The sequence below is a fragment of the Streptomyces naganishii JCM 4654 genome (assembly GCF_014650575.1).
In the GTDB taxonomy this organism is placed as follows: domain Bacteria; phylum Actinomycetota; class Actinomycetes; order Streptomycetales; family Streptomycetaceae; genus Streptomyces; species Streptomyces naganishii.
In genome coordinates this window covers 60,413-87,070 of the sequence record NZ_BMVF01000026.1, presented here as the reverse complement: position 1 = coordinate 87,070, position 26,658 = coordinate 60,413, and the positions used below count along the sequence as shown (strand labels likewise).

General features: G+C 73.2%; 25 protein-coding genes. 4 read left to right on the top strand and 21 right to left on the bottom strand.

What is annotated here, in order from left to right; translation table 11 throughout:
• Window positions 1–36 precede the first annotated feature (36 nt).
• From IE217_RS31665 to IE217_RS31630, 8 genes are read right to left on the bottom strand one after another with little or no spacing between them, the layout of a single operon-like run.
• Window positions 37–579: an arginine repressor gene (locus IE217_RS31665; protein ID WP_190181394.1), complete on the bottom strand. Its 543-nt coding sequence runs from the start codon at window positions 577–579 to the stop codon at window positions 37–39.
• Window positions 580–586: 7 nt separating this feature from the next.
• The gene (locus tag IE217_RS31660; protein ID WP_190181393.1) at window positions 587–1,792 is read right to left on the bottom strand and encodes an acetylornithine transaminase; all 1,206 of its coding nucleotides are present in this window, start codon (window positions 1,790–1,792) and stop codon (window positions 587–589) included.
• Window positions 1,789–2,700, bottom strand: a complete 912-nt coding sequence (gene argB, locus IE217_RS31655) for an acetylglutamate kinase (protein WP_190181392.1) — start codon at window positions 2,698–2,700, stop codon at window positions 1,789–1,791. Before argB ends, IE217_RS31660 begins: the two co-directional genes overlap by 4 nt.
• Entirely contained in the window at window positions 2,697–3,848 is a 1,152-nt protein-coding gene (gene argJ, locus IE217_RS31650) for a bifunctional glutamate N-acetyltransferase/amino-acid acetyltransferase ArgJ (RefSeq protein ID WP_190181391.1), read from the bottom strand. Before argJ ends, argB begins: the two co-directional genes overlap by 4 nt.
• Window positions 3,845–4,873 (bottom strand): N-acetyl-gamma-glutamyl-phosphate reductase, encoded by a 1,029-nt coding sequence (gene argC / locus IE217_RS31645; protein WP_190181390.1) that lies wholly within the window; start codon window positions 4,871–4,873, stop codon window positions 3,845–3,847. The genes argJ and argC overlap by 4 nt, the downstream gene beginning before the upstream one ends.
• Window positions 4,874–4,927: 54 nt before the next feature.
• Window positions 4,928–5,326, bottom strand: coding sequence for a GtrA family protein (locus tag IE217_RS31640; protein ID WP_190181389.1), 399 nt, complete (start codon window positions 5,324–5,326; stop codon window positions 4,928–4,930).
• On the bottom strand, window positions 5,326–6,276 hold the full coding sequence (locus IE217_RS31635; RefSeq protein WP_190181388.1) for a glycosyltransferase family 2 protein: 951 nt from the start codon (window positions 6,274–6,276) through the stop codon (window positions 5,326–5,328). Before IE217_RS31635 ends, IE217_RS31640 begins: the two co-directional genes overlap by 1 nt.
• Before the next feature lie 20 nt (window positions 6,277–6,296).
• Window positions 6,297–9,110 carry a YfhO family protein gene (locus tag IE217_RS31630; RefSeq protein WP_190181387.1) on the bottom strand — a complete coding sequence of 938 codons (2,814 nt, stop codon included), beginning with the start codon at window positions 9,108–9,110 and terminating at the stop codon, window positions 6,297–6,299.
• A 268-nt stretch (window positions 9,111–9,378) separates the two neighbouring features.
• Between IE217_RS31630 and IE217_RS31625 the strand changes: the two genes are divergently transcribed.
• Complete coding sequence (locus tag IE217_RS31625; protein ID WP_190181416.1) at window positions 9,379–9,825, top strand: DUF6314 family protein; 447 nt, start codon at window positions 9,379–9,381, stop codon at window positions 9,823–9,825.
• Here IE217_RS31625 and IE217_RS31620 read toward each other — a convergent pair.
• Window positions 9,807–10,400: a histidine phosphatase family protein gene (locus IE217_RS31620; protein ID WP_190181386.1), complete on the bottom strand. Its 594-nt coding sequence runs from the start codon at window positions 10,398–10,400 to the stop codon at window positions 9,807–9,809. The two genes, IE217_RS31625 and IE217_RS31620, sit on opposite strands and share 19 nt — an antisense overlap.
• A 176-nt stretch (window positions 10,401–10,576) precedes the next feature.
• Window positions 10,577–12,022: an aminotransferase-like domain-containing protein gene (locus IE217_RS31615; protein WP_190181385.1), complete on the bottom strand. Its 1,446-nt coding sequence runs from the start codon at window positions 12,020–12,022 to the stop codon at window positions 10,577–10,579.
• On the opposite strand from IE217_RS31615, the gene IE217_RS31610 reads away from it, so the two are divergent.
• A complete protein-coding gene (locus IE217_RS31610; RefSeq protein WP_190181384.1) occupies window positions 12,021–12,968 on the top strand; it encodes a DMT family transporter in 948 nt (315 codons plus the stop codon). The two genes, IE217_RS31615 and IE217_RS31610, sit on opposite strands and share 2 nt — an antisense overlap.
• A gap of 174 nt (window positions 12,969–13,142) precedes the next feature.
• Window positions 13,143–13,355 (top strand): DUF1918 domain-containing protein, encoded by a 213-nt coding sequence (locus IE217_RS31605; protein WP_190181383.1) that lies wholly within the window; start codon window positions 13,143–13,145, stop codon window positions 13,353–13,355.
• A gap of 19 nt (window positions 13,356–13,374) precedes the next feature.
• Here IE217_RS31605 and IE217_RS31600 read toward each other — a convergent pair whose 3' ends face one another.
• Window positions 13,375–14,700 carry a glycoside hydrolase family 10-like protein gene (locus IE217_RS31600; protein ID WP_190181382.1) on the bottom strand — a complete coding sequence of 442 codons (1,326 nt, stop codon included), beginning with the start codon at window positions 14,698–14,700 and terminating at the stop codon, window positions 13,375–13,377.
• 173 nt (window positions 14,701–14,873) lie between these two features.
• Between IE217_RS31600 and IE217_RS31595 the strand changes: the two genes are divergently transcribed.
• Entirely contained in the window at window positions 14,874–15,734 is an 861-nt protein-coding gene (locus IE217_RS31595) for a 3-hydroxybutyryl-CoA dehydrogenase (protein ID WP_190181381.1), read from the top strand.
• A gap of 55 nt (window positions 15,735–15,789) precedes the next feature.
• Here the strand turns inward: IE217_RS31595 and IE217_RS31590 are convergent, their stop codons facing one another.
• The 10 genes from IE217_RS31590 to infC form a co-directional block, all read right to left on the bottom strand.
• Window positions 15,790–16,320 carry an NUDIX hydrolase gene (locus IE217_RS31590; RefSeq protein WP_190181380.1) on the bottom strand — a complete coding sequence of 177 codons (531 nt, stop codon included), beginning with the start codon at window positions 16,318–16,320 and terminating at the stop codon, window positions 15,790–15,792.
• A gap of 94 nt (window positions 16,321–16,414) precedes the next feature.
• Complete coding sequence (locus IE217_RS31585) at window positions 16,415–17,755, bottom strand: NsdA family TPR-like regulatory protein (protein ID WP_190181379.1); 1,341 nt, start codon at window positions 17,753–17,755, stop codon at window positions 16,415–16,417.
• Between the two features lie 284 nt (window positions 17,756–18,039).
• Window positions 18,040–18,981: a PP2C family protein-serine/threonine phosphatase gene (locus tag IE217_RS31580; RefSeq protein ID WP_229865746.1), complete on the bottom strand. Its 942-nt coding sequence runs from the start codon at window positions 18,979–18,981 to the stop codon at window positions 18,040–18,042.
• Window positions 18,982–19,177: 196 nt separating this feature from the next.
• Window positions 19,178–21,682 (bottom strand): phenylalanine--tRNA ligase subunit beta, encoded by a 2,505-nt coding sequence (pheT, locus tag IE217_RS31575; RefSeq protein WP_190181378.1) that lies wholly within the window; start codon window positions 21,680–21,682, stop codon window positions 19,178–19,180.
• The gene (gene pheS / locus IE217_RS31570; protein WP_190181377.1) at window positions 21,682–22,800 is read right to left on the bottom strand and encodes a phenylalanine--tRNA ligase subunit alpha; all 1,119 of its coding nucleotides are present in this window, start codon (window positions 22,798–22,800) and stop codon (window positions 21,682–21,684) included. Before pheS ends, pheT begins: the two co-directional genes overlap by 1 nt.
• A gap of 189 nt (window positions 22,801–22,989) precedes the next feature.
• A complete protein-coding gene (locus IE217_RS31565; RefSeq protein WP_190181376.1) occupies window positions 22,990–24,132 on the bottom strand; it encodes a sensor histidine kinase in 1,143 nt (380 codons plus the stop codon).
• Window positions 24,133–24,182: 50 nt separating this feature from the next.
• On the bottom strand, window positions 24,183–25,046 hold the full coding sequence (locus IE217_RS31560) for a TrmH family RNA methyltransferase (RefSeq protein ID WP_190181375.1): 864 nt from the start codon (window positions 25,044–25,046) through the stop codon (window positions 24,183–24,185).
• 95 nt (window positions 25,047–25,141) lie between these two features.
• Complete coding sequence (gene rplT / locus IE217_RS31555; RefSeq protein ID WP_014671645.1) at window positions 25,142–25,525, bottom strand: 50S ribosomal protein L20; 384 nt, start codon at window positions 25,523–25,525, stop codon at window positions 25,142–25,144.
• Between the two features lie 113 nt (window positions 25,526–25,638).
• Window positions 25,639–25,833, bottom strand: coding sequence for a 50S ribosomal protein L35 (gene rpmI / locus IE217_RS31550; RefSeq protein WP_007829094.1), 195 nt, complete (start codon window positions 25,831–25,833; stop codon window positions 25,639–25,641).
• Between the two features lie 102 nt (window positions 25,834–25,935).
• The gene (gene infC, locus IE217_RS31545) at window positions 25,936–26,598 is read right to left on the bottom strand and encodes a translation initiation factor IF-3 (protein WP_190181414.1); all 663 of its coding nucleotides are present in this window, start codon (window positions 26,596–26,598) and stop codon (window positions 25,936–25,938) included.
• Window positions 26,599–26,658 lie beyond the last annotated feature (60 nt).

Sequence of the window (26,658 nt, the reverse complement as noted above, 5' to 3'; positions counted from 1 at the left end):
TTCACCGGTGTGCCCCCTTCTTCGTCTGCCCGTCTGTCAGTGGCCGTTCTGGGCCAGGCGCAGGAGGTGGTCCGCCAGGGCCTGTCCCCCGCTCGGATCGCGGCTGATCAGCAGCAGGGTGTCGTCGCCGGCGATGGTGCCGAGGATGTCGTGCAGTTCGGCCTGGTCGATCGCCGAGGCGAGGAACTGGGCCGCGCCCGGCGGGGTGCGCAGGACCACGAGGTTGGCCGAGGCCTCGGCGGAGATGAGCAGCTCCTGCGACAGCCGCCGCATCCGCTCCTCCTTGACGGACTCCCCCAGCGGGGCGCGCGGGGTGCGGAAGCCGCCCTCGCTGGGCACCGCGTAGATGAGGTCGCCGTCGGTGTCGCGGATCTTGACCGCGTTCAGCTCGTCGAGGTCCCGGGACAGCGTCGCCTGGGTGACGCTCAGCCCGTCGTCGGCGAGGAGCTTGGCCAACTGGCTCTGGGAGCGCACCGGTTGCCGGTTGAGGATGTCCACGATCCGGCGGTGGCGTGCGGTGCGGGTCTGCGGTACGGCGGGCCCGGCTTCGGTGTGCCCGTGGTCCTGCGCCTGGCTCATCGTCGTCTCATTCTCCGGCTCGTCCCTCTCGGTCCCCGTGGGCCACGTCCAGGATGCCGGGCAGCGCCCGGAGGAACGCGTCCACCGCGTCGTCGCCGAGGTTCAGCGCCGGCATCAGCCGTACGACGTCGGGGGCGGGCGCGTTCACCAGGAAGCCGGCCTCCTGAGCCGCCTGCTGCACCTGGGCGGCGAGCGGCTCGGTGAGCACGATACCCAGCAGCAGTCCGGCGCCCCGGACGTGGGCGACCAGAGCGTGGCCGGAGGACTCGATTCCGTCGCGCAGCCGCTCGCTCTGCCGCTTGACGTTGTCCAGCAGTCCCTCTTCCGCGATGGTGTCGAGGACGGCGAGTCCGGCGGCGCAGGCCACCGGGTTGCCGCCGAAGGTCGTGCCGTGCTGGCCGGGCCTCAGCAGGCCGGCGGCGCGCCCGAAGGCGACGGTGGCGCCGAGCGGCAGCCCGCCGCCGAGTCCCTTGGCGAGCGTGACGACGTCCGGCAGGACGCCCTCGTGGGCCTGGTACTCGAACCAGTGCCCGGTGCGGCCGACGCCGGTCTGCACCTCGTCGAGGACCAGCAGCGAGCCGGTGGCCGCGGTGATCGCGCGGGCCGCCTTGAGGTAGCCGGCGGGCGGCACCACGACCCCGTTCTCCCCCTGGATCGGCTCGATGATCACCAGGGCGGTCTCGTCGGTGACCGCGGCGGCCAGGGCCTGGGCGTCGCCGTAGGGCACGTGGGTGACCTCGCCGGGCAGCGGCAGGAAGGGCTCCTGCTTGCCGGGCTGGCCGGTGAGGGCGAGGGCGCCCATGGTGCGGCCGTGGAAGCCGCCCTCGGTGGCGACCATGCGGGTCCGCCCGGTGAGCCGGCCGATCTTGAAGGCGCCCTCGTTGGCCTCGGCGCCGGAGTTGCAGAAGAACACCTTGCCGTCGCGGCCGAAGAGCTGCAGGAGCCGTTCGGCGAGCGCGACGGGCGGCTCGGCGACGAAGAGGTTGGAGACGTGCCCGAGGGAGGCGATCTGCCGGGTCACGGCCTCGACGACCGCCGGGTGGGCGTGGCCGAGCGCGTTGACCGCGATGCCGCCGACGAAGTCGAGGTACTCCTTGCCGTCGGCGTCCCACAGCCGGGAGCCCTCGCCGCGCACCAGGGGCAGCCTCGGGGTGCCGTAGTTGTTCATGAGCGCGCCCTGCCACCGCTGGGTCAGCTCCTGGTTGGCGGTCATACGGCGTCCCCCTCCTCGTCCGGCACGACCATCGTGCCGATGCCCTCGTCGGTGAAGATCTCCAGCAGGATGGAGTGCTGCACGCGGCCGTCGATGACGCGCGCGGTGCTCACGCCGTTGCGTACGGCGTGCAGGCAGCCCTCCATCTTCGGCACCATGCCCGAGCTCAGTTCGGGCAGCAGTTTCTCCAGCTGGGAAGCGGTGAGCCGGCTGATCACCTCGTCGGAGTCCGGCCAGTCCTCGTAGAGGCCCTCGACGTCGGTGAGGACCATGAGGGTCTCGGCGCCCAGTGCCGCAGCGAGTGCCGCAGCCGCCGTATCAGCATTGACGTTGTAGACATGTCCGTCGTCCTGGGAGCGGGCGATCGAGGAGACGACCGGGATGCGGCCGTCCGCGAGCAGCGCCTCGATCGCGCCGGTGTCGATCTGGGTGATCTCGCCGACCCGCCCGATGTCGACGAGCTCGCCGTCGATCTCGGGGGTGTGCCGGGTGGCGGTGATGGTGTGCGCGTCCTCGCCGGTGAGGCCGACGGCGAGCGGGCCGTGCTGGTTGAGCAGCCCGACCAGCTCCCGCTGCACCTGCCCGGCCAGCACCATCCGTACGACGTCCATGGCGTCCTCGGTGGTGACGCGCAGGCCGGCCTTGAACTCGCTGACGATGCCGGCCCGGTCGAGGGCGGCGCTGATCTGCGGTCCGCCGCCGTGCACGACGACCGGCCTGAGGCCCGCGTGGCGCAGGAAGACGACGTCCTGGGCGAAGGCGGCCTTGAGTTCGCCGTCGACCATGGCGTTGCCGCCGAACTTGATGACGACCGTCTTCCCGTGGTGCCGGGTCAGCCAGGGCAGCGCCTCGATGAGGATGCGCGCCTTGGGCAGTGCGGTGTGCTTGCGCGTGGTTCCGCTGCTCATGAGGAGTAGGCGCTGTTCTCGTGGACGTAGTCGGCGGTGAGGTCGTTGGTCCAGATGGTGGCGGTCTCCTCGCCGGCGGAGAGGTCGGCGACGATGTGGACCTCGCGGTAGCGCATGTCGACCAGTTCGCGGTCCTCGCCGACGCCGCCGTTCTTGCACACCCACACGCCGTTGATGGCGACGTTCAGCCGGTCGGGCTCGAAGGCGGCCTTCGTGGTGCCGATCGCGGAGAGCACGCGGCCCCAGTTGGGGTCCTCACCGTGGATGGCGCACTTGAGGAGGTTGTTGCGGGCGATGGAACGGCCCACCTCCACGGCGTCCTCCTCGGTCGCGGCGCCCACCACCTCGACCTTGATGTCCTTGGCGGCGCCCTCGGCGTCGCGGATGAGCTGCTGCCCGAGGTCGTCGCACACGGCGCGCACCGCTGCCGCGAACTCCTCGTACTCCGGGGTGACTCCGCAGGCGCCGGAGGCGAGCAGCAGCACGGTGTCGTTGGTGGACATGCAGCCGTCGGAGTCGACGCGGTCGAAGGTGACCCGGGTGGCCTCGCGCAGCGCCTTGTCGAGCACGGCGGCCTCGACGTCGGCGTCGGTGGTGAGGACGACGAGCATGGTGGCCAGGCCGGGGGCGAGCATGCCGGCGCCCTTGGCCATGCCGCCCACCGTCCAGCCGTCCTTGGTGACCACGGAGGTCTTGTGGACGGTGTCGGTGGTCTTGATGGCGATGGCGGCCTTCTCGCCGCCGTGCTCGGACAGCTGCGCGGCGGCCGTCTCCACCCCCGGCAGCAGCTTGTCCATCGGCAGCAGGACGCCGATCAGGCCGGTGGAGCAGACGGCGACCTCGATGGGGCCGACGCCGAGCACCTCGGCGGCCTTCTCGGCGGTGGCGTGGGTGTCCTGGAAGCCCTTGGGGCCGGTGCAGGCGTTGGCGCCGCCGGAGTTGAGGACCACCGCGGAGAGCCGGCCGGTCTTGAGGACCTGCTCGGACCACTGCACGGGGGCGGCCTTGACGCGGTTGGAGGTGAAGACGCCGGCGGCGGCGCGGCGGGGCCCGGTGTTGACCACGAGGGCCAGGTCCGGGTTGCCGTTCTCCTTGATCCCGGCGGCGATGCCCGCCGCCTGGAATCCCTTGGCTGCCGTGACGCTCACGGTGCGACTCCGATCGTGGTGAGCCCGGTGGTCTCGTCGAGACCGAGGGCGATGTTCATGCTCTGCACGGCACCGCCCGCGGTGCCCTTGGTCAGGTTGTCGATGGCGCTGACCGCGACGACGCGGTGCGCGGCGGGGTCGTACGCCACCTGGATCTGGACGGCGTTGGAGCCGTACACCCAGCCGGTGGCGGGCCACTGCCCCTCGGGCAGCAGGTGGACGAACGGCTCGTCCGCGTAGGCCTTCTCGTAGGCGGCGCGCACCGCCTCGGCGGTGACCCCGGGCCGCGCCTTCGCGGTGCACGTGGCGAGGATGCCGCGGGGCATCGGGGCGAGGGTGGGCGTGAAGGAGACGGTGACCGGCTCCCCCGCGGCCGCGCTCAGGTTCTGGACCATCTCGGGGGTGTGCCGGTGGCCGCCGCCGACGCCGTAGGGGGACATGGAGCCCATGACCTCCGAGCCGAGCAGGTGCGCCTTGGGCGCCTTGCCCGCGCCGGAGGTGCCGGAGGCGGCGACGATCACCGCCTCGTTCTCGGTGAGGGATGCGGCGTAGGCCGGGGCGAGCGCGAGGGAGGCGGCGGTGGGGTAGCAACCGGGTACCGCGATGCGCTTGGACCCCTCCAGCGCGGCGCGGGCACCCGGAAGTTCGGGGAGGCCGTAGGGCCAGGTGCCGGCGTGCGGGGAGCCGTAGAAGCGCTCCCAGTCGGCCGGGTCCTTCAGACGGAAGTCGGCGCCCATGTCGATGACGAGGACGTCGGGCCCGAGCCGCTGAGCCACGGCGGCGGACTGGCCGTGCGGCAGGGCGAGGAAGACGACGTCGTGTCCGGCGAGCGCCTCGGGCGTGGTCTCGGCGAGCACGCGCCCGGCCAGCGGCGCCAGATGCGGCTGGAGCGCGCCGAGGCGCAGGCCGGCGTTGGAGTTCCCGGTCAGGACGCCGATCTCGGCCTCGGGGTGCGAAAGGAGCAGACGCAGCGCTTCCCCGCCCGCGTACCCACTCGCTCCGGCGACCGCCACACGTACAGCCATGAACCCTCCTCCTCGATGGCATGACTATACGTATCGCTGCACGTTTATGCAATCCTATGCGGTGTCCACCTTGGGCAGCATGATCATGCGGGAGACGACGAACGTCACCGGGATGGCGGCCGCCGAGGCCAGCAGGGGCGCGAGACGGCTTCCGGCGTGCAGGACGTCCACGATCACGTACACACCCGTCGTGGTGACGAGGAAATTGGTGGCGTTGGTCAGCGGGAACAAAAGGAATTTCCGCCAGGTCGGACGCGTGCGGTAGGTGAATCGGGCGTTCAGGAAGAACGATCCGACCATGCTGAGCGTGAATGCGAGAACGTGCGCGGCAAGATACGGCAAACGCGTCAGGAACAGCAGGTAAAGACCGTAGTAAACGGCCGTGTTGACGCCGCCGACCACGGCGAAGGTGAGGATCTGCCTCGCCATCGGCCGCGTCATCAGGGTGCGCATCAGGGAATGAGGTCCTTCGTCCGTTCCACGTTGGTCGCCTTCACCAGGAAGTGCGGGCGGCCCTTCACCTCGTAGTAGATGCGGCCGGTGTACTCGCCGATGACGCCGAGCATCACCATCTGCACCCCCGCGAGGGCCGTGACCGCCGTGATGATGGTGACATAGCCGGGCGTCTGGACGCCGTTGACGAGCGCGGCGCCCACGATCCACGCGGTGTAGAGGCCGGCGCACGTCAGCAGCGCCATGCCGAGGTGGAGGGCGGCGCGCAGCGGCCGGTTGTTGAACGACAGCAGCCCGTCGATCCCGTAGTTGAGCAGGGCCTTCAGGGTCCACGAACTGCGGCCGTCGGCGCGCTCGGCGTTCTCGTACTCGAAGGTGGTGGCGGGGAAGCCGACCCAGGCGAACAGGCCCTTGGAGAAGCGGTTGTACTCGGTAAGGCTCAGCACCGCGTCCACCACCCGCCGGGACAGCAGCCTGAAGTCGCCCACGCCGTCCATCAGTTCGACGTCGACGAGGCGGTTGACCAGCCGGTAGTACAGGCGGGCCGTGAGGGTGCGGGTGACGGGGTCGCCGGTGCGGCTGCGCCGGGCGATGACCTGGTCGTGGCCCTGGAGGCGCAACTCGACCATGCGGCGGATCAGTTCGGGCGGGTGCTGGAGGTCGGCGTCCATCACGACGACCGAGTCCCCGGTGGCGTGGCGCAGACCGGCGAGCAGCGCGGCCTCCTTGCCGAAGTTGCGGCTGAAGGAGACGTACCGCACGCGCGGGTCGCGGTCGGCCAGGTGCCGCATGACGTCGAGCGTGCGATCGCGGCTGCCGTCGTCGACGTACACGAACTCCATGTCGTGGCCGAGCGGCAGGAGTTCGTCGGCGGCCTTCTGCACCTGCTCGTGGAAGCGGGCGAGGACGTCTTCCTCGTTGTAGCAGGGGGCGACGATCGAGATGAGCATGGTTCTCCCCGGGGCACGGTCTAAGAGGTGCGGGCGGTGCCGCCAGCGGCGGTCTCTTGGGGGCGGTCGGTCGGTCGTGGGGCGGGGTCGGCGGGTGGCTGCGGGCCAGGACCGGCGGGTGGCTGCGGGCCGGGGCCGGCGGTCCGTCGCCGGCGTACGGCGCTGAGCACGGCGAGCACGGCGAGGGCCAGCAGGGAGGCGGCCCCGACCGCGCTGCCCAGCCGCAGGCCGGGCGGGTGGAAGGTGCAGGTCAGGCTGGTGGCGGTGCCGTCGAGGGGCACGGCGATCAGGCCGTAGTACTGGCTCGCGGGCTTCTCGGGGGCGTCGCCGGCCGCGCAGCGCCAGCCTGCGATCCGGGGCGCCGCGATCACGGCGGCGCCCGTGCTGCCGGCGGGGACGCGGGCCCGGACGGTCCCGCCGGAGACGGTCACCTCGGTGGCGCCGGTGACCTCGAGCCGCTGCACGGCGGTGTGCAGCCGGGCGGTGTCCAGGCAGCCGACCGCGCCGTCCGGGACGGTGCCCGCCCGGTCCGGGGACAGCTCGATGCGCACCCGGCCGGAGGCCGGGACCGTGCCGAGCGGCTGCATGGGGGCGATCTTGGTGACCGGGTGGTCGGCCCGGAACCGCCCGGTCGGGGCCGGGGCGCCGTTTCGCGCCGGGGCGCCGGAGAGGCGGGCGGTGCCGGAGAAGTGCGGGGCCCACAGGTAGACCTCGCTGCCGGCCGGGCAGCGGGCGCCGATCTCCGGCCGGTGCGCCGAGCCCGGGGCCGACGCGCCGATGAGCAGGCCGGGACGGTCGTCGGGGCTGCGCTCCGGCCGGCGTCCGGCGGCGGTGCGCACGGTGAGGCGGGGCACGGTGTAGACGCGCGCGCCGAGCAGCAGTTCCTGGTTGCGGTAGGGGGACGGGCCGAAGGCGCGGACTCCGGCGCGCCCGTCGCGCGCCGCCCCGGCGGGCCGCACGGTGACCAGGGGCGGCACGTCCTCCCGCGTCACCGTCACCCCGCTGCCGTCCTGCGGGAACCAGTTCTGGTGCGGGTCGGGCGGCGAGTGGACGCGGGCCCCGACCGAGAAGACCGCGTCGGTGACGGCGTTGTCCAGGCTCTGGAGGTTGCGGCCGCGCGAGGTCCAGCCGCCGCCGAGGGCGGTGAGCGTACGGCTGAGGACGTCCGAGGTGAGGCTGCTGTAGTACTGGGCTCCCTGGCCGCCGACCATCATCGGGTCGTTGCCCACGGTCTGCTCCCGGCCGGGGTCGGTGCGGTAGCGCGGCCAGCCGTCGGCCTGTGCGATCGCCTCGGACTGCCGCTGCTGCCGGGGGCCCCAGGGCGCGTAGTCGTCCATGTGCGCCAGCCGCAGCCGCGTGGCGACGGCCGAGGTCGCGACGGCCTCGACGGTCTGGGCGCCGACGAGCAGCACGACGGCCAGGGCGGCCAGCCGGGTGCGGCGGAGGGTGGCGCTGCCGGTTCCGACGGTACTGGTCCCCGCGCTGCCGGTGCCGTCGGTGCCGTCGGTTCCGGCGGCGCTGTCGATTCCCGCGCTGCCGTCGGTTCCGGCGGGGCGGGCGACCCGGCCGAGCAGGAGGAGTCCGCCCAGCGCGCCCGCGGCCGCGCACAGCAGGATCGGCCAGACGAAGGGCCGCACCAGGTCGCTGCCGCTCGCCACGGCGGCGGTCAGGGCGAGCAGTCCGCCCGCCGCGCCCAGCGCGCGCCGGCTGGGCGGCCCGTAGGAAAGGGTGTGCCAGGCGGCGATCACCAGCAGGGCGCAGAGCACGAAGGCCTGCCGGTACGCGCTGCCGTTGGGTTCGGCGAAGGCGTGCCAGACCAGGTGGGTCGGGTCCCACTGCATCGACAGGGCCACCGCGACCACCAGCACGATCCACCCGGCGCGCACCCGCCGGGGCACGGCCCGGTGGAAGGGCAGGGCGAGGGCGAGCAGCAGGGCCGTGGTGCCGACGAAGATGCCCGGCGTGCCGAAGCCGTACGTCGCCGGCAGCAGCCGCGCCAGCATGTCCTGCCCCGGCACCGGCACGAACGTCCGCTCCGGGAGCGGGGAGGCGTGCTTGGTGCCGAAGTAGACGACCGCGACCAGGGGCGCGGCCAGGCCCACCCCGAGCGCCGCCGTCACCGCGGCCCGCCCGGCCACCGCGAGCGCCCGCCGGCGCGGCAGCCCGGAGAGCCACAGCCGCAGCAGCAGGACCAGGGCGGCGCCGAGTGTGGCCATGTAGGCGGTGTAGAAGTTGGCGACCCAGGCGGCCGTCACGACCAGTACGCCGAGGAAGCGGCGGCGTCCGGTCAGCGCCCACTCGCCGGCCAGGCACAGCAGCGGCAGGGCGACCAGCCCGTCGAGCCACATGGGGTTGTACGCGGCGTCCGCCACGGTCCAGCCGCACAGCGCGTAGGAGGCGCCGAGCAGTCCGGCCGCCCACCAGCGCCCGGGGCGCAGGGCCGGCAGCAGCCAGGCCATGGCGGCGCCGGCGCACACCGTCTTCAGCAGGGTGACGGCGTACACCGCGAGGTCGATCTCGTCGCGCGGGAAGAGCCCGACGAGGAGGGCGAACGGGCTGCCGAGGTAGGTGCCGAGGTCGGGCAGGAAGCTGGAGCCGAAGCCGGACTGCCAGTTGACGAGGAGTCCGCCGTCCGCCCGGCCGTGCAGCAGGTCCCACAGGTGGGCGTGGAAGGGGACGTACTGGTTGCCGAGGTCGTTCACGCTGCGGGTGCGGGGCCCGAAGGGGAAGCTGCGGGCGACGGCGTCGGCGGCGCAGAACGCGGCGGCGGTGAGCGCCGCCGCGAGCATTGCGGCGGCCCGCGCGGGGTTCCCTCGCGGCGTGGAGCGGTCCATTTACGGCTTTCCCCCAGGGAATTGGTCGGTGCAACCACTCAGACGGGCGGCCTTTCCCGATGGTTGTCCGGCCGCCGGAAAAATATGGCGCGAATTCGGTTTACCCATGGTTCCGTGCAATTCCGTTGCGGAAAAGGAAACGGAAGCCGTCCCGAAAATGATCCGTCGGTTAATGAATTCCGTACGCGCGCTCGGGCGCGGTCGCGGGCGGTGGCAGGATGGAGGTCCGGGACCGGGTGGCGCGGCGAGGAACGGGGTGCGGACGGTGATGGGCGGCGAGGTCTGGCCGGTTGCGGACGTGCTGGCGTATCTGTCCGGAAGCTGGCGGGTGCGCCGGTCGGTGCGGGACCTGGCGAGCGGCGACGAGGGCCGCTTCACCGGCACGACGGCCTTCGAGGCGCTGGACGGCGGCGGCCTGCTGCACCGCGAGTCGGGCACCTTCGTCTGGCGGGGCGTGGCGCGGCCCGCCGAGCGGACGCTGCGGTTCCTGCCCGGCGCCGTGCCCGGGACGGCGGACGTGCGGTTCGCGGACGGACAGCCGTTCCACGGCCTGGACCTGCGCTCGGGCCGGCACACCGCCGGCCACCCCTGCGCGGCGGACCTGTACCGGGGCGAGTTCACGGTCCGGGACGCGGACCACTGGCGCACGGTGTGGCGGGTGGGCGGTCCGGCGAAGGACCTCGTGCTGACGACGGACTACGCACGCGACGCCTGAGCCGGCAGGCCGTCCAGGCAGAGGTTCCAGCGGCCGCCGCGTCCGGTGACGGTGACGGCGGACAGGGGGCGCACGTCGATGTTCCAGTACGTCGACGGGGGCGCCTTGAGCGCGTAGACGAGGGCGGCGCGGATCACCGACGGCTCGGCGACGGCGACGACGCGGCAGCCGTCCTCCAGTGGCCGGGTGTCCAGCCAGCCGCCGACCCGGGAGATGAAGGTCAGCAGCGACTCGCCGCCGTGCGGGGTGCCGCGCGGGTCGGTGAGCCAGGCGTCCACGGCCTGGGGCTCGCGGGCCATCGCCTCGCCGAGGGTGAGCCCGCGCCAGCGGCCCATGTCGCAGTCGCGCAGGGCGAGCTGGACGAGAGGCGCGTAGCCGAGGGCGTCGCCGGTGGCGCGGCTGCGCGGGGTCGGGGAGCAGTAGCGCAGGTCGGCGGCGGCCAGGGGCAGCAGGCCGGGGGCGATGTGCTGCACCTCGTCCCAGCCGGCCTGGTCCAGTGGCCGGTCGTCGTCGAAGCGCTCGGCGAGCAGCGGGGAGCTGCGTGCGGCGGCGACGAATGTGACCCGAAGTGCCATGCGGCGATCGTGAGCCGCCCAAGTGGGCAGGTCAAGAGGTGTTACCTGTGGGTTACCGAGGGTGTGCGAAAACTTGCTTCAAGGCGAGGCTCAAGGGGTGGGTCAAGTGGGTGGAAGCCGGGGCAACACATCCGGAATCACCGCGTCCACCGCCGCGCCGCCACCCACCGCCCGGCTCACAGCGCCTCGGCGCAGGCGGCGCGCAGACGGCGTACGCCCTCGGTGATCTCGGCCGTGCCGCCGACCGCGGCGAAACTCAGGCGGGCGTGGGCGGCCGGGGGTTCGGCGCTGAAGTAGGGACGGCCCGGGGTGATGGCGACGCCGGCGCGCAGGGCCGCGGCGGTCAGGGCGGTCTCGTCGGCGCCGTCGGGCAGCCGCAGCCACAGGTGGTAGCCGCCGGAGGGGATGTGCGGGAGCGCGAGCCGGGGCAGGTTCAGGCCCAGCGCGGAGGTCATGGCCTCCCGGCGAGCCCTCAACTCGGCGGAGACCGCCCGCAGATGGCGCGGCCAGGCGGGCGAGCCGACGAGTTCGAGGGCGGCCTCCTGAAGCGGCCGGGGCACGAAGAAGCTGTCCACCACCTGGATCGCGCGCAGCCGTTCGAGCACCGGGCCGCGGGCGGCCAGCGCGCTCACCCGGAAGCTGGGCGAGGTGGCCTTGGTCAGCGAGCAGACGTGCACCACCACGCCGTCGGGGTCGTCGGCGGCCAGCGGGGGCGGCAGCGGCCCGGCGTCCTCGTGCACCAGCCGCCGTACGAAGTCGTCCTCGACGACGAAGGCGCCGGCCTCGCGGGCGGTCCGCAGGACCTGGGCGCGGCGGGCGGGGGCGAGCACGGCTCCGGTGGGGTTCTGGAACAGGGGCTGGCAGACGAACACGCGGGCGCCGCTGGCCCGGAAGGCGTCGGCGAGCAGCTCCGGCTTCACTCCGTCGGCGTCGACCGGCACGGGCACCGGACGCAGGCCGCAGGAGTGGGCGATGGCCAGCATGCCAGGATACGTGGGCGACTCGACCAGTACGGGAGCGCCGGGCGGGGCGAGCGCCCGCAGGGCTGTGGTCAGCGCGGACTGGCCGCCCGCGCCGATCAGCACCTCGGCCGCGGTGACCGTGCCGCCGGGGCCGCCGATGCTGCGGGCGAACCACTCGCGCAGTTCCGGCAGGCCCTCCAGCGGGGGCCGCCCCCAGGCGCCGGGGCGGCGGCCGGCGCGGGAGAGGGCGGCGGCCATGGCCCGCTCCGGCTGGAGCGAGGGGTGCAGGTAACCGCCGTTGAACTCGATGACGCCGGGCGGCGGCGCGGCGAGCGAGACGGTGACCCCGGAGGCGTCGACCGTGCGCGGTACGAGGTCGGCGGCGCCGTCCGCGCTCAGGGCGATCTCCTGCCAGGAGGTGTCCCCCGCCGCGGCGGGCGCCGGCCCGGGCGGCTCGGCGCGGTACGCGCCCGCGCCGGGGCGGGTGACCACCAGGCCCTCGGCCACGAGCTGCGCGAGCGCGCGGGAGACGGTCACCGGACTGACCCGGTACCGCTCGACCAGGGCCCGGCTGGACGGGAGCTTTCCACCGGGTGAGTAGCGGTCGAGCTCCTGCCGCAGCTCTTGGGCGAGTTCACCGACGCTGCTACGCTGTTGCATGAGAGCCAAGAGTAGCGCTATCGCGCCGGACCGGATAGCGGTCGCCACCACCTCGCCCGAGGCGCCGGGGGCCGCCGCCGGGGGCGTCCGCACCGGCGCCGGTCTCCTCCAGGCCGGGCTCGGCGTCGTCGCCTTCTCCCTCACCTTCCCGGCCACCGCCTGGGGTCTGGAGAGCTTCGGGCCCTGGACGCTGGTGGCCGTGCGCGGCGTGCTCGCGGCGCTCGTCGCGGGCGGCTGTCTGCTCGCCCTGCGCGTCGCACCCCCCGCCCGCCGCCACTGGCCCGCCCTGGCGGTGGTCGCCGCGGGAGTGGTCGTGGGTTTCCCGCTGCTGACCACGCTCGCCCTGGAGACCTCCACCACCGCGCACGCCGCCGTCGTCGTCGGCCTGCTGCCGCTCACCACCGCGCTGCTGTCCGCGCTGCGCGTCGGCGCCCGGCCCTCGCGGACCTTCTGGGCGGCGGCGCTCGCGGGCGCGGCCGCGGTCGCCGCGTTCACCGTCCAGCAGAGCGGCGGCGCACTGACCTCGGCGGACGCCTACCTCTTCGGCGCCCTGCTGGTGTGCGCCGCCGGGTACACCGAGGGCGGCCGGCTGGCGAGGATCATGCCCGGCTGGCAGGTGATCGGCTGGGCTCTGGTGCTGTGCCTGCCGGTCGGCGTGCCCGCCGCCGCGCTCGCGCTGTCGTACGAGCCCGTGCACCTCGGCGTGCACGGCGTGGCCGGTCTGCTGTGGGTGGCGGTGGGCTCGCAGTTCCTGGGGCTGGTGGTCTGGTACCGGGGCATGGCGGCCGTCGGCATCCCCAAGGCCAGCCAGTTGCAGCTGGCCCAGCCGCTGCTCACACTGGTGTGGTCGGTGCTGCTGCTCGGCGAGCACCTCACCGCGGCCGCCCCGCTGACGGCCGTCGCCGTGCTCGTCTGCATCGCCGTCACCCAGCGGGCGCGTGGCTGAACCGGCGCCCCGCGCACCGAGGCGGCCCGCATCAACGCGGCCGCACACCGAGGCGGCCCACCCCGATGCGGCCGCGTACCGAAGCGGGTCCCGCACCGACGCGGGGCGCGCCGCGCGCCGTAGACTCGTAAGCCGAGGACCGCTGCTCCCGCACATCGTGAGGAGGCCCTGCAGATGCACGCATCCGTGGGTGACAAGCTCGTCCAGCACGGAAGGGTGGTCGGTCAGCACGACCAGGTCACCGAAGTCGTCGAAGTGATGGGCACGGAGGGCGCACCGCCCTACCGGGTCCGCTTCCCGGACGGGCGCGAGGCCGTGATGTCACCGGGCCCCGACTGCCAGGTCCGGCACCAGGACATGCGTCCCAAGGAAATGGAACACCACTAGGACCGTAGGTCCTCGCCCGTCACGGGGACCGGCGCGGAGGTGCGGCCGGCCGCCGATAGTGGTCGGCCACCACCCGCGCCATCGCGCCCGCCGGGTCCGCCGCGACCTCCTTGGCGGCGAAGAAGACGTGCCCGCGCACCTCCGGCTGCTTCTTCGCGAGGGTGAGGTGCCGGGTCAGCTCACCCGGGTCGCGCCAGGCCGCGCCCTCGGACGCGTCGCCCGCCTTGTAGAGCGCCTCCCCCACGTACAGCCTGGTCCTGCTGCCCCGGGCCACCCCGGACCACCAGGAGACCAGGGTCGCGTAGTCGACGGAGTCGTCGCCGATGGCCCAGTACAGCTGCGGCACGACGTAGTCGAGCAGGCCCTCGCGCACCCACTTGCGGGTGTCCGCGTACAGGTCGTCGTACGTCTGGACGCCCGCCCGGGTGTCCGAACCGCGCGAGTCGGTGGAGGCATTGCGCCACACCCCGAAGGGGCTGATGCCGAACCGCGTGCCGGGGCGCAGCCGCTGGACGCCGGCGGCCGTCTCGCGCACCAGCCGGTCGACGTTGTCCCGCCGCCAGGCGGCCCGGCTGGAAAAGCCGCCGCCGTGGCGTTCGTAGGCCGCGCGGTCGTCGAAGGCGTGGCCGGACACCGGGTAGGGGTAGAAGTAGTCGTCGAAGTGGACGCCGTCCAGCGGGTACCTCTCCACCGCGTCGAGCATCGCCCGCTCCACGAACGCCCGGACCTCGGGCAGGCCCGGGTTGTAGTACAGCTTCCCGCCGTAGGGCACGACCCAGTCGGGGTGCCTGCGTGCGGGGTGGGCGGCGGCGAGCCGGGACGGGGCGGCGTGCAGGGCGACGCGGTAGGGATTGAACCAGGCGTGCAGGGCGAGGCCGCGGGCGTGCGCCTCCTCGACGGCGAACGCCAGCGGGTCCCAGCCGGGGTCGCGGCCCTGGGTGCCGGTCAGCCACTGCGACCAGGGCTCGTACGGCGAGGGCCACAGGGCGTCGGCGGTCGGGCGGACCTGGAACATCACCGTGTTGAGCCGGCGGCGCACGGCCGCGTCGAGGAGCGTGGTCAGTTCGCCGCGCTGCCGGGACGCGGTCAGGCCCGTGCGCGAGGGCCAGTCGCGGTTGGCCACGGTCGCCAGCCACATGCCGCGCATCTCGGTGACGGCGGCGCGCGGGTGTCCGGCGGGCCCCGACGCGACCGCCGCACCGCCGGCCGGGGCCGCCGCCCCGGCGACCGGGGCAGCCACCGCGCCGGAGGAGACGCCTGCCGCACCGGCCGCCGCCGCGCCGCGGGCCGTGGTCAGAGCCGACAGGGTCGCGACCGTGAACGCGCGCCGTGAGACCGGTCCCATCCGGGCACCCCCGATACGTCGTGGATCCGCGCCGTCACGGACCGTCGCCGCGGCCAGCATGCCCGACCCAGACGATCGATCATCGGCGCGACCGGGGTAACGTGCACGAACGGAGCAGGCACCACGACCAGACGGCCGCCTGCCACACGCCGTACATCAGCGAAAGGGACGATGTGACCGACATCGAACGCGTCGGAGTGGTGGGCTGCGGCCAGATGGGTGCGGGCATCGCCGAGGTGTGCGCCCGGGCCGGCCTGGACGTGAGGGTCGCCGAGACCACCGGCGAGGCCCTGGAGATCGGCCGTACCCGGCTGTTCAGCTCCCTGGCCAAGGCGGCCGAGCGCGGCAAGATCAGCGAGGAGGAGCGGGAGGCGACGCAGGCGCGGCTGAGCTTCACCACCGACCTCGGGGAGTTCGCCGACCGCGATCTGGTGATCGAGGCCGTGGTCGAGAACGAGCAGGTCAAGACCGAGATCTTCCAGGTCCTCGACCAGGTGGTGACCCGCCCGGACGCGATCCTCGCCTCCAACACCTCCTCGATCCCGCTGGTGAAGCTGGCGGTCGCGACCGCCCGTCCCGACCAGGTGGTCGGCGTGCACTTCTTCAACCCGGCCCCGGTGCAGAAGCTGGTCGAGCTGATCCCGGCGCTCACCACCTCCGAGGGCACGCTGAGCCGCGCGCAGCTGTTCACCGAGAAGGTGCTCGGCAAGCACGCGATCCGCGCCCAGGACCGCTCGGGCTTCGTCGTCAACGCGCTGCTGATCCCGTACCTGCTGTCCGCGATCCGGATGTTCGAGTCGGGCATCGCCAGCCGCGAGGACATCGACAACGGCATGGAGCTCGGCTGCGCCCACCCGATGGGCCCGCTGAAGCTGTCCGACCTGATCGGCCTGGACACGGTCGCCTCGGTGGCGTACTCGATGTACGAGGAGTACAAGGAGCCGCTGTACGCCGCTCCCCCGCTGCTCCAGCGCATGGTCGACGCGGGCCGCCTTGGACGCAAGAGCGGGTCGGGCTTCTACACGTACGCCTGATCGCGCGATCCCGGCACCGGGCGCGGGGGGCGCGTGTGCCGGTGCCGGGCTGCGGTCAGGCGAGCCTGAGGTGGTGCAGGAGGAGCAGTGCGGCCGCCATGTTGGCCGCGGGCACCTCGCCGCGCGCGATCATGTCGGGCACGAGCTTGAGGGACACCCATTCCCGGCGGTCCGACTCGAAGTCGTCCACCGGGTGGCCCGTGTACTGGCCCTCGTCCGACCAGTAGACGTGGTGCCGGGCGTCGGTCAGGCCGTTGGACGGCTCCACGGTCATGAGGTGCCGCAGCGGTCCGGGCCGCCAGCCGGTCTCCTCCTCCAGTTCCCGGGCCGCCGCGCGGGCGATGTCCTCGCCGTCCTCGACGACGCCCGCGGCCAGTTCCCAGCCCCAGCTGTCGGTGATGAAGCGGTGCCGCCACAGCAGCAGGACCTCGTTGGCCTCGTTGACCACGGTGGCCACGGCGACGGGCCGCAGCCGTATCAGGAAGTGGTCGAGATGCCGGCCGTCGGGCAGCGCGACATCCGCGAGGTTGACGGTGAACCAGCGGTTTGCGTACACAGTTTGTTCGTTCTGTTTCGTCCACTGCACGGTTCTGCCACCTTCCGTCGGGTCAGTGGCAATATCGCAGCCGTGGCGGCCCTGCAGCAGGCGCACTCCCGGCCGCTCGCGGGCGCCGCGGGGGTCACAGTGGCACGCGCAGCGCCCCGTCGATGAGCTCGGCCGCCTCCGCGGTGCCCGCGCAGCCGCTGCGCACCAGGTGTTCGCGCACCGCGCGCAGCCGGTCGCGCAGCCGCTGGGACTCCATGCCCCGGGCCTGCTCCGCCATCCGCACCGCCGTCACCGCCGCGCGGTCGGCGTTGCCCTGGCGCAGCTCGATGGTGCTCAGCATGGCGAGGCGGTGCACCCGGCCGCGGTCGTGCGCCGGGTTGTCCACGGCCGCCGTCGCGTGCTCCGCGGCGGCCGCGAGGTCGCCCAGGCTGAGCAGCGCCTCCGCCACCTGCACGTTGACCAGGCCGGGCTGGACATAGCCGGTCTCGTCGGGCTCGTACCCGCGCCGGATGCGTTCGGCGGCCTGCTCGGCCCGCCGGATGCAGGACAGCGCGCTCGTGCCGTCCCCGAGGTGGGCGTACGCCTTGGCCTGCATCGCGTACAGGTCGGAGGCGAGCGCGGGGGTGATGTGCTTGCCGGCGGCGCGCAGCGCTGCCTCGGCGAAGGCGACGGCCTGCCGGTACTCCCGCATGAACAGCGACTGGTTGACCAGCAGCGCTATCACGTACGCGCCAAGTCCCCGGTCCCCGCTGGCCTTTGCCAGCCTCAGCGCCTGGTGGAAGTAGCGCTGGGCCAGGCCGTGCGCGTCGGAGTCGTAGGCGCAGATGCCGGCGATGGCCACGAGTCCGCCGGTGGCGCGGTGCAGTTGACGGCCGGTGGCGTCGGTGTAGCCGCCCCGCAGCAGCGGCGCCGCCTCCGCGTTGAGGAAGCCGACGATGCGGCTGCGGGTCGCTATGCCGCCGGCCTTGCGGTACATCTGCTCGTAGTGGGCGCGGGCCGCGCGCAGCATCTCGATGTCGGCGGTCGTGACATGGTGGCGGCCGCCGCGGGAGACGTCCACGTCCTCGGGCGGGTTCTCCCACTCCCACACGGGCATGACGGCGGGCGTGCCGGTCACCGCGGGAGCGCCCAGGATGTGCGGGCGCTGCTGCTCGTCGGAGCGCCACAGGGCGGTGGCGCGCTCGACGAAGCCGGACAGGGTGGTGCCGTGCGGGGCGGCGGGCTCACCGGGCACGCCGAGGCCGATGTCGTCCAGGGTCACCGGCCGGTGCAGACGCGCCGCGATCACCTCGCAGATCAGGTCGGGCACCTGGCCGCGCGGCCGCTGGCCCTTCAGCCAGCGGGCGACGGCGGTGTGTTCGTACCGGAGCGCGAGTCCGCGCGCCCGGCCGGCCTGGTTGACGTGCGCGGCGAGGCCCGCGTGGGAGATCCCGGCCTCGTCGAGGATCGCGTCGAGCAGGGTGTTGGGCTGCATGTCGGGCCCCCGGTGACTGAGTGCGCACAGCGTAGTGCGGCGCGGTTCACACGGGGTGTGAACGGAGTACGCGAATCCGCACCGTGTGCGCGCTGTTGCGGAGAGTTCACAACCGGTTGACTGAACTGCCTCGTCAGAGGCCGGCCGGGCCGCCGGCTCCCCCTCGTACAGTGCGGCGGCCCGCTTCCACGCCGTCCGTTCCGCCGCCTGCCCGACACTCCGTGGCGGAGCGGGCGGCGTCCGCCGGTGTTCGAGGGCGGCCGGGGGCGGGGCTTTCGGGGTTGTCAGCCGTCCGCGGGTGGGTGGGGGCTCGTCGCGCGGCTCCCCGCGTTCCTTCTCGGGCCGGGCCGGGCCGAGCAGTGGCCCGGGTTGGTCAGGACCAGGATCGCCGCGTCGTCCCGGGGGCGGGTCCTCGTGTGGTGGAGGAGGCGGGTGAAGACCGTGCGCAGGATCGTCTGCGGGGAGGCGGGGCCGTCCCGGGTGGACTCGGTCAGGACCGCCGGCAGGGGGAAGAAGCGGCCCGCGGCGTCCCGGGCGTCCGCCACTCCGTCCGTGTAGAGGACCAGCGTCTCGCCGGGGCGCAGACGGCCGCCGGGCACGGCGGTCAGGTCCTCCGGCAGCGGGAAGGGGCCCAGCGGGGGCAGCACGTCGGCGGACAGCAGGTGTTCGGCGCCGCGCGTGTTCAGCATGTACGGCCACGGGTGGCCGCAGTTCAAGGCGTGCAGGGCGCCGTCGTCGGTGATCTCCAGGAGCAGCACGGTGACGAAGTCCTCGGCTGCCGGGTGGTCGGGGTCCCCGGCGCGCAGATGGCGGGCCAGCGCGCGGTCCAGCCGGCGCAGCACGCCCGCGAGTTCGGCCTCGTCGTGGGCGGCCTCGCGGAAGCTTCCGAGTACGGCGGCGACGGTGCCGAGGGCGGCCAGGCCGTGCCCTCTGACGTCGCCCATGACCACGCGCACTCCGTGCTCGGTGGCCATCACCTCGTACAGGTCGCCGCCGACGGCCGCGCCCGGGTCGGCGGAAAGCTGGGCCGCCGCGAGGCCGAGCCCGGCCACGCTCGGCGGGAGCGGCCGCAGCAGCACGCTCTGCGCGGCGCCGGCGGCCGCGCGGGCCTGCCGCAGCTCGCGCAGGAGCGTGCGGCGGGCCTTGAGGAAGAGACCGGTGCCCACCGCCAGGAACACGGCACCCGGCCGCATCCTGCGCGCGGACCCAGTCCTGATGCGGATCATGACCTTGGCCCCCCAAGAGGCGCTGACAGCGCGGACCGGCCCTGAGGCCGGTCCGATTCTGTCGGTCAGCGGAGTCCCGGTGGTGGGATCGCCCGCTGTTCTCACTCGAATGAGTGAGTGTCGGCAGGGCGCATTTATGCAGGTCACAGGCGAGGGGCGGGGCCGGTGCGACCGGACCCGCCCCTCGGCAGCGCTCTCAGCCGCGCAGTACCGCGCCGGTCCGCTCGGCGGCGAGCGCGACCGCGGCCTCGCGGGCGGCGGTGGCCTCGTCGACCGTCAGCGTGCGGTCGGCGGCGCGGAAGCGCAGCGCGTACGCCAGCGACTTGCGGCCGTCGCCGATCTGCTCGGCGTTCTCGTAGACGTCGAACAGGCGGATGGACTCCAGGAGTTCACCGGCCCCCTCGCGCAGCGCGGCCTCGACCTCGGCGGCCGGGACCGGCTTGTCCACGACGAGGGCGACGTCCTGGGTGGCGACCGGGAACGTGGAGATCCGCGGGGCCCGCACCAGGGCCTCGCCGGCCCGCTGGAGCAGGTCGAGGTCGACCTCCATCGCGCAGGTGCGCTCGGGCAGGTGCATCGCCTTGACCACGCGGGGGTGCAGTTCGCCCGCGTGTCCCACCAGGGTTTCCGCGCCGTCCACCTCGGCGTACAGCGCGGCGCACCGGCCGGGGTGCCACGGGGCGTGCTGGTCGGCGCGCACGGTCGGCTCGACGCCGGCCTCGCGGGCCACCAGGCGCGCCGCCTCGACGGCATCGGCCCAGTCGGCCGGGCGGCCCTTGCCCCACCAGCCGGCCTGCTCGCGGGCGCCGGCGAGGACGACGGCGACCCGGCGGGGCTGACGCGGCAGCGCGGCGTCGAGTGCGGCGAGCTCCTCGTCGGTGGGCCGGCGGTCGGCGGGCAGCCGGGCCGGGATCTCCTCCCGGCCGGTGGGCCGGAAGACCAGGCCGGTCTCGAACAGCGCCAGGTCGTGGCTGCCGCGCCCGTCGTTGCGGCGCAGCGCGCCGAGCAGGCCCGGCAGCAGCGTCGTACGGAGCGCGGGCTCCTCGTCGGAGAGCGGGTTGACGAGGGTGGCGACCGTGCGGCGCGGGTCGTCGGCGTCCAGGCCGAGGTGGTCGAGGGCGGCCTCGCCGATGAACGGGTAGTTCAGCGCCTCGACGTATCCGGCGCCGGCCAGCGCGCGGCCGACGCGGCGGTGCAGCCGCTGCCGGTCGGTCAGGCCGTGCCCGGGCAGCGGCCGGGGCAGCGTGGAGGGCAGGTTCTCGTAGCCCTCCAGGCGGATGACCTCTTCGGCCAGGTCGTTCGGGTCGGTCAGGTCGGGCCGCCAGGACGGCACGGTGACGATCAGCTCGTCCTGCCCGTAGACATCGCAGCCGATCTGCTGGAGCCGCCGTACGACCGTCTCGCGGCCGTAGGTGACGCCCGCGACCTTGTCGGGGTGGTCGGCCGGGATCGTGATGGTGCGCGGCGCGGAGGGCGCGACGACCTCGGTGACCCCGGCGTCGGCGGTGCCGCCGGCGAGCAGGACCAGCAGGTCGACGGTGCGCTGCGCGGCGGCGGAGGCGGCCTGCGGGTCGACGCCGCGCTCGAAGCGGCGGGAGGCCTCGGAGGACAGCTTGTGCCGGCGGGCGGTGCGCGCGATGGAGACCGGGTCGAAGTGAGCGGCCTCGATGACGACCTCGGTGGTGGTGCCCTCGGTGTCGTCGATCTCGGTGTGGGCGCCGCCCATGACGCCGGCGAGGCCGATGGGGCCGCGGTCGTCGGTGATGACCAGGTCCTCGGTGGACAGCGTGCGGGTGGCGCCGTCGAGGGTGGTGAGCTTCTCGCCGCGCTCGGCCCGGCGCACGCCGATGGCGCCCTCGATCCGGGAGCGGTCGTAGGCGTGCAGCGGCTGGCCGAGCTCGAGCATCACGTAGTTGGTGATGTCCACGGCGAGCGAGATCGGGCGCATGCCCGCCTTCTGGAGGCGGCGCTGGAGCCAGATCGGGGAGCGCGCCTCGGGGTCGAGCCCGGTGACCGTGCGGGCGGTGAAGCGGTCGCAGCCGAAGGGGTCGGCGATCCGCACCGGGTGCCCGAAGGCGTTGGGCGCGGGCACGTCCAGCAGGGCCGGGTCGAGCAGCGGGCGGCCGTAGGCGATGGCGGCCTCGCGGGCCACTCCGCGCAGGGACAGGCAGTAGCCGCGGTCCGGGGTGACGGCGATGTCGAGGACCTCGTCGACGAGCTGGAGCAGCTCGATGGCGTCGGTGCCGACCTCGTGCTCGGGCGGCAGCACGATGATGCCGTGGCTGCCGTCGTCGCCCATGCCCAGCTCGTCGCTGGAGCAGATCATGCCGTGGGAGGTCTTGCCGTAGGTCTTGCGGGCGGAGATCGCGAAGCCGCCGGGCAGCACGGCGCCCGGCAGGACCACGACGACCTTGTCGCCGACGGCGAAGTTGCGGGCGCCGCAGACGATCTCCTGCGGCTCGCCGGTGCCGTTGGCCCGGCCGACGTCGACGGTGCAGAACCGGATCGGCTTCTTGAAGCCCTCCAGCTCCTCGATGGTGAGCACCTGGCCGACGACGAGCGGCCCCTTGAGGTCGGCGCCGAGCTGCTCGACGGTCTCGACCTCGAGGCCGGCCGAAATGAGCTTGGCCTGGACGTCGCGCCCGGTCTCCGTCGCCGGCAGGTCGACGTACTCCCGCAGCCAAGAAAGCGGGACCCGCATCAGATCTCCATCCCGAACGGCCGGGTGAACCGGACGTCACCCTCGACCATGTCTCGCATGTCTTCGACGTTGTGGCGGAACATCAGCATCCGTTCGATGCCGAACCCGAAGGCGAATCCGCTGTACTTCTGCGGGTCGACGCCGCAGGCGGTGAGCACCCGGGGGTTGACCATGCCGCAGCCGCCGAGCTCGATCCAGCCCTCGGACGAGCAGGTCCGGCAGGGCCGGTCGGGGTCGCCGACGGAGGCGCCCTTGCAGACGTAGCAGAGCATGTCCATCTCGGCGGACGGCTCGGTGAAGGGGAAGTAGTTCGGGCGCAGCCGGGTCTTCATGTCGGCGCCGAAGAGCGACTGGACCATGTGGTCCAGGGTGCCCTTGAGGTCCGCCATGGTCAGGCCCTCGTCGACGGCGAGCAGCTCGATCTGGTGGAAGACCGGGGTGTGGGTGGCGTCCAGCTCGTCGGTGCGGTAGACGCGGCCGGGGCAGACGACGTACACCGGGGGCTCGCGGTCGAACAGGGAGCGGATCTGCACCGGCGAGGTGTGGGTGCGCAGCACGACGCCGGTGTCCTCGCCCTTGCCGCCCTCGACGAAGAAGGTGTCCTGCATGGTGCGGGCGGGGTGGTCGGGCGCGATGTTGAGCGCGTCGAAGTTGAACCACTCGGCCTCGGCCTCGGGGCCCTCGGCGATCTCGTAGCCCATGGACACGAAGACGTCCGCGACCCGCTCCATCATGGTGGTCAGCGGGTGCCGGGCGCCGGCCGGTACGCGGTCGTAGGGCAGCGTGACGTCCACGGCCTCCTCGACGAGCACGCGGGCGTCCCGCTCGGCCTCCAGTTCGCTCTGGCGGGCGGCGAGCGCCTTGTTCACCGCGCCGCGGGCCATGCCGACGCGCTTGCCGGCGTCGGCCTTGGCGTGCGGGGGCAGGGCGCCGATCTCGCGGTTGGCGAGGGCCAGCGGGGAGGCGGGGCCGGTGTGGGCGACCTTGGCCTCGTGGAGCGCGTCGAGGGAGCCCGCGGCGGCGAAGGCGGCGAGCGCCTCGTCCCGCATGCGCTCGATCTGTTCCGGTTTCAACGCCTCGACCTCGACAGGGTCGTACGACTTATTGGGTGCCGACATCTCTTCCCGTGCTTCCGTTTGTCCTCCAGCTGACGCTGGGAGGTGCCCCAGTCTGACGGTCCCCGTCACCGACTCGTGGACATTTCCGTCTCCAGTGGTGGGACACGAAGGTGCCAAAGGCCGAGTCTAACGGGGCCGGGGAAAGCGAACGCGCCCGTGGGTCCTTCAGGCCGGTGCCGGCCGGCGCTCCTAGAGGAGGTGCGCCGGGGTGCCCACGGGCAAAGTAAATCGGAACCGGGCGCCGCCGCCGGCGGCGCGACCGACCGTGATGGTGCCGCCGTGGGCCTCGACGATGCCCTTGACGATGTAGAGCCCGAGGCCGGTGCCGCCGCGCTTGCTGCCCCGCCAGAAGCGGGTGAAGACGCGGTTCATGGACTCCTCCGGGATGCCGGGCCCCTCGTCGCTCACCGTGACCGACGTGCCGGCGTCCTCCCCGTCGCGGGGGGACGCCGCGGGCGTGACGTCAATGGTGACGGTTCCCTCGCCGTGCCGCACGGCATTTTCGATGAGGTTGCTCAGTACCTGGTCGATCTTGTCCGGGTCGGCCCACAAGGAGGGCAGCGGCTGCTCGATGCGCAGCAGGAAGCGGTCGGCGGGCTGGCCGGCGGCGACGTAGGCCTGGATGTGCCGGCCGACCGCGGCCCCTATGTCGACGAGCTGGCGGCGCACCTCGAGGCGGCCGGAGTCGATGCGGGAGATGTCGAGCAGTTCGGCGATGAGCCGGGTGACGCGGTCGGCGTCGGCGTCGACGGTCTCCAGCATCAGCCGTTTCTGGTCGTCGGTGAACCGCTCCCACTTGGCGAGCAGGGTGGCGGTGAAGCCCTTGACGGAGGTGAGCGGGGAACGCAGCTCGTGGGCGACGGTGGCGATCAGCTCGGCGTGGCTGCGCTCGGTGCGGCGGCGGGCCTCGGTGTCCCGCAGGCAGACGACGACGCGGCGGACGGGGCCGGTGGGGCGGTCGCGGACGTACCTGGCGGTGACGAGGACCTCGCGGCCGCCGGGCAGCAGCAGGTTGCGCTCGGGCTGGCCGGCGCGGATGGCGAGGCCGCCGTAGGGGTCGGTGAGCTGCCACCAGCGGCGGCCCTCCAGGTCCTCCAGGGGCAGCGCCTGCTCCAGGGGCAGGCCGAGGGCGTCGGCGGCGGGGACGGCGGTGATGCGGGCGGCGGCGGCGTTGAAGCAGACGACCCGGCCCTGCTCGTCGGCGATCACCAGACCGTCGGGCAGGTCGTCGGGGTCGGGTCCGGGTCCCGGGGCGTCGGGGCCGTCCTGCCGGGGCGCGGGCGGGCGCTGCGCGTCGCGTGCCGCCGGTGCGCTGCTGGTGCCGACACCCATCCCCGTACCCACCTCTTCCGACGCAGAGGGCCCCCGAGCTGGTCACCCTACTAGTTCGCGGTGACGGAGCGGCACCCTCCGGGGGCGCGCTGTGCACGGGCCGACGCGTAGAGACATACGGCGGCGGCGGTGGCGAGGTTCAGGCTCTCGGCCTTTCCGTGGATCGGGACGCGTACGACGGCGTCGGCCAGGGCCCGGGTCTCCTCGGGCAGGCCCCAGGCCTCGTTGCCGAACACCCAGGCCGTGGGGCCGCCCATGGTGCCCTTGTCGAGCTCGTCGTCGAGGTCGTGCTCGCCCGCGCCGTCGGCGGCGAGGAGGCGCACCCCGGCGTCCCTGAGCCCGGCGACCGCCTGCTCGACGGGGACGCCGACGGCGACGGGCAGGTGGAACAGGGAGCCCACGGAGGCCCGTACGGCCTTGGGGTTGTAGAGGTCGACGGAGGCGTCGGTGAGGACGACCGCGTCGGCGCCGGCGGCGTCGGCGCAGCGCAGGACGGTGCCGGCGTTGCCGGGGTCGCGGACGTGGGCGAGGACGGCGACCAGGCGGGGGCGGGCGCCGAGGACCTCCTCGAAGGGGGTGTCGAGGAACCGGCAGACGCCGACCAGGCCCTGCGGGGTGACGGTGGTGGAGATGTCGGCGACGACGTCCTCGGGGGCGAGGTGCACACGGGCGCCGGCGGCGCGCGCCTCGCCGACGATGTCCGCGTACCGCTCGACGGCCTCGGGTGTGGCGAACAGTTCCACCAGGGTGGCGTCACCGCCGGCCGGCCGGTGCGCGACGGCCTCCCGCACCGCCTGGGGTCCCTCCGCGAGGAACAGCCGTTCCTTGCCCCGGAAGTTCCGCCTGGCCAGCCGCCGGGCGGCGGACACGCGCGCGGAACGGGGAGAGATCAGCTCCGGGGTCACAGGGGGCATCCAATTCACCTTCGGTCACCAGGTTCAACGCAACGGACCCGCAGGAAGAAACCCACGGGTCCGTACAGTCACGTCGGCTCAGGCCGGGCGCGGTGTCACGCGGCCTTGGGCGCGTTGACGTCGCTCGGCAGAGCCTTCTGGGCGACCTCGACGAGCGCGGCGAACGCGCTCGCGTCGTTGACGGCCAGCTCGGCGAGGATCTTGCGGTCCACCTCGACGTTGGCGGCCTTCAGGCCCTGGATGAAGCGGTTGTAGGTGATGCCGTTGGCGCGGGCAGCGGCGTTGATGCGCTGGATCCACAGCTGGCGGAAGTCACCCTTGCGCTTCTTGCGGTCGTTGTAGTTGTAGACCAGCGAGTGGGTGACCTGCTCCTTGGCCTTGCGGTACAGGCGCGAACGCTGACCGCGGTAGCCGGAGGCCTGCTCGAGGATCGCCCGGCGCTTCTTGTGGGCGTTGACTGCCCGCTTGACGCGTGCCACTTGTTAACTCCTTGTAGCGGGGCCGCGGTTGTCCTCACACGGCCCGGAAACGATTGGGTCCCGGTCCTGACGTACGGCGCGCGGCGGTCGGGGGCCGACCGGGCGCCGCAGCGTCACTTGCCGAGAAGCTTCTTGATCTTCTTGGCGTCGCCCGGGGCCATCTCGGCGTTGCCGGTCAGGCGACGCGTCAGACGGGACGACTTGTGCTCGAGCAGGTGGCGCTTGCCGGCGCGCTCACGGAGCACCTTGCCGGAGCCGGTGACCTTGAAGCGCTTGCTGGCACCGCTGTGCGACTTGTTCTTCGGCATAGCGCCGTTCTCTCCTCGTGGGTGGCGCTCCGGTGCCCGGTCGCGAGAACCGGGCACGGTGGAGCGTCGCTCGTGTATCGGGTGGGACGGATGTCCCCGGGATCACGCCTCGGCCGGGGCCTCGGTGTCGGCGTCTACCTCGGCGTCCACCTCGGCGTCGGCGTCGGCAGGGTTCTGCGAGCGACCGGGGTGGGCCTTCGCGGACGCCTTGCGGGCCTCCTGCGCCTGGCGGGCCTCGGCCATCGCCTCGGTCTTCTTCTTGTGCGGACCGAGAACCATGATCATGTTGCGGCCGTCCTGCTTCGGGTTCGACTCCACGAAACCGAGGTCCTGGACGTCCTCCGCGAGCCGCTGCAGCAGTCGGTAGCCCAGCTCGGGCCGGGACTGCTCGCGACCACGGAACATGATCGTGATCTTGACCTTGTCGCCCTGCTTGAGGAACCGGACGACGTGACCCTTCTTGGTGTCGTAGTCGTGCGGGTCGATCTTCGGCCGGAGCTTCATCTCCTTGATGACCGTGTGCGCCTGGTTCTTGCGCGCCTCACGGGCCTTCATGGCCGACTCGTACTTGAACTTCCCGTAGTCCATGAGCTTGCACACGGGCGGACGGGCGTTCGCCGCGACCTCGACCAGGTCCAGGTCGTACTCCTGCGCAAGCTCCAGTGCCTTCGCGAGCGGCACGATGCCGACCTGCTCGCCACTGGGACCGACAAGTCGCACCTCGGGAACGCGAATCCGGTCGTTGATGCGGGGCTCGGCGCTGATGGATCCTCCTCGGTAGCACCACGCGGCGGCCTGGCGGACTGCCGCGTACGTCTTTTTTCG

Bases quoted from the DNA above. Each gene is read 5' to 3' on its own strand.
- IE217_RS31615 (WP_190181385.1), bottom strand. From the start codon at position 12,022: ATGCAACAGCGTAGCAGCGTCGGTGAACTCGCCCAAGAGCTGCGGCAG.
- pheS (WP_190181377.1), bottom strand. From the start codon at position 22,800: ATGTCGGCACCCAATAAGTCGTACGACCCTGTCGAGGTCGAGGCGTTG.
- IE217_RS31600 (WP_190181382.1), bottom strand. From the start codon at position 14,700: ATGGGACCGGTCTCACGGCGCGCGTTCACGGTCGCGACCCTGTCGGCT.
- rpmI (WP_007829094.1), bottom strand. From the start codon at position 25,833: ATGCCGAAGAACAAGTCGCACAGCGGTGCCAGCAAGCGCTTCAAGGTC.
- IE217_RS31610 (WP_190181384.1), top strand. From the start codon at position 12,021: ATGAGAGCCAAGAGTAGCGCTATCGCGCCGGACCGGATAGCGGTCGCC.
- IE217_RS31630 (WP_190181387.1), bottom strand. From the start codon at position 9,110: ATGGACCGCTCCACGCCGCGAGGGAACCCCGCGCGGGCCGCCGCAATG.
- IE217_RS31625 (WP_190181416.1), top strand. From the start codon at position 9,379: ATGGGCGGCGAGGTCTGGCCGGTTGCGGACGTGCTGGCGTATCTGTCC.
- IE217_RS31665 (WP_190181394.1), bottom strand. From the start codon at position 579: ATGAGCCAGGCGCAGGACCACGGGCACACCGAAGCCGGGCCCGCCGTA.
- IE217_RS31585 (WP_190181379.1), bottom strand. From the start codon at position 17,755: ATGCAGCCCAACACCCTGCTCGACGCGATCCTCGACGAGGCCGGGATC.
- argC (WP_190181390.1), bottom strand. From the start codon at position 4,873: ATGGCTGTACGTGTGGCGGTCGCCGGAGCGAGTGGGTACGCGGGCGGG.
- IE217_RS31565 (WP_190181376.1), bottom strand. From the start codon at position 24,132: ATGGGTGTCGGCACCAGCAGCGCACCGGCGGCACGCGACGCGCAGCGC.
- IE217_RS31580 (WP_229865746.1), bottom strand. From the start codon at position 18,981: ATGATCCGCATCAGGACTGGGTCCGCGCGCAGGATGCGGCCGGGTGCC.
- IE217_RS31605 (WP_190181383.1), top strand. From the start codon at position 13,143: ATGCACGCATCCGTGGGTGACAAGCTCGTCCAGCACGGAAGGGTGGTC.
- pheT (WP_190181378.1), bottom strand. From the start codon at position 21,682: ATGCGGGTCCCGCTTTCTTGGCTGCGGGAGTACGTCGACCTGCCGGCG.
- IE217_RS31660 (WP_190181393.1), bottom strand. From the start codon at position 1,792: ATGACCGCCAACCAGGAGCTGACCCAGCGGTGGCAGGGCGCGCTCATG.
- IE217_RS31640 (WP_190181389.1), bottom strand. From the start codon at position 5,326: ATGCGCACCCTGATGACGCGGCCGATGGCGAGGCAGATCCTCACCTTC.
- IE217_RS31635 (WP_190181388.1), bottom strand. From the start codon at position 6,276: ATGCTCATCTCGATCGTCGCCCCCTGCTACAACGAGGAAGACGTCCTC.
- argB (WP_190181392.1), bottom strand. From the start codon at position 2,700: ATGAGCAGCGGAACCACGCGCAAGCACACCGCACTGCCCAAGGCGCGC.
- IE217_RS31560 (WP_190181375.1), bottom strand. From the start codon at position 25,046: ATGCCCCCTGTGACCCCGGAGCTGATCTCTCCCCGTTCCGCGCGCGTG.
- IE217_RS31620 (WP_190181386.1), bottom strand. From the start codon at position 10,400: ATGGCACTTCGGGTCACATTCGTCGCCGCCGCACGCAGCTCCCCGCTG.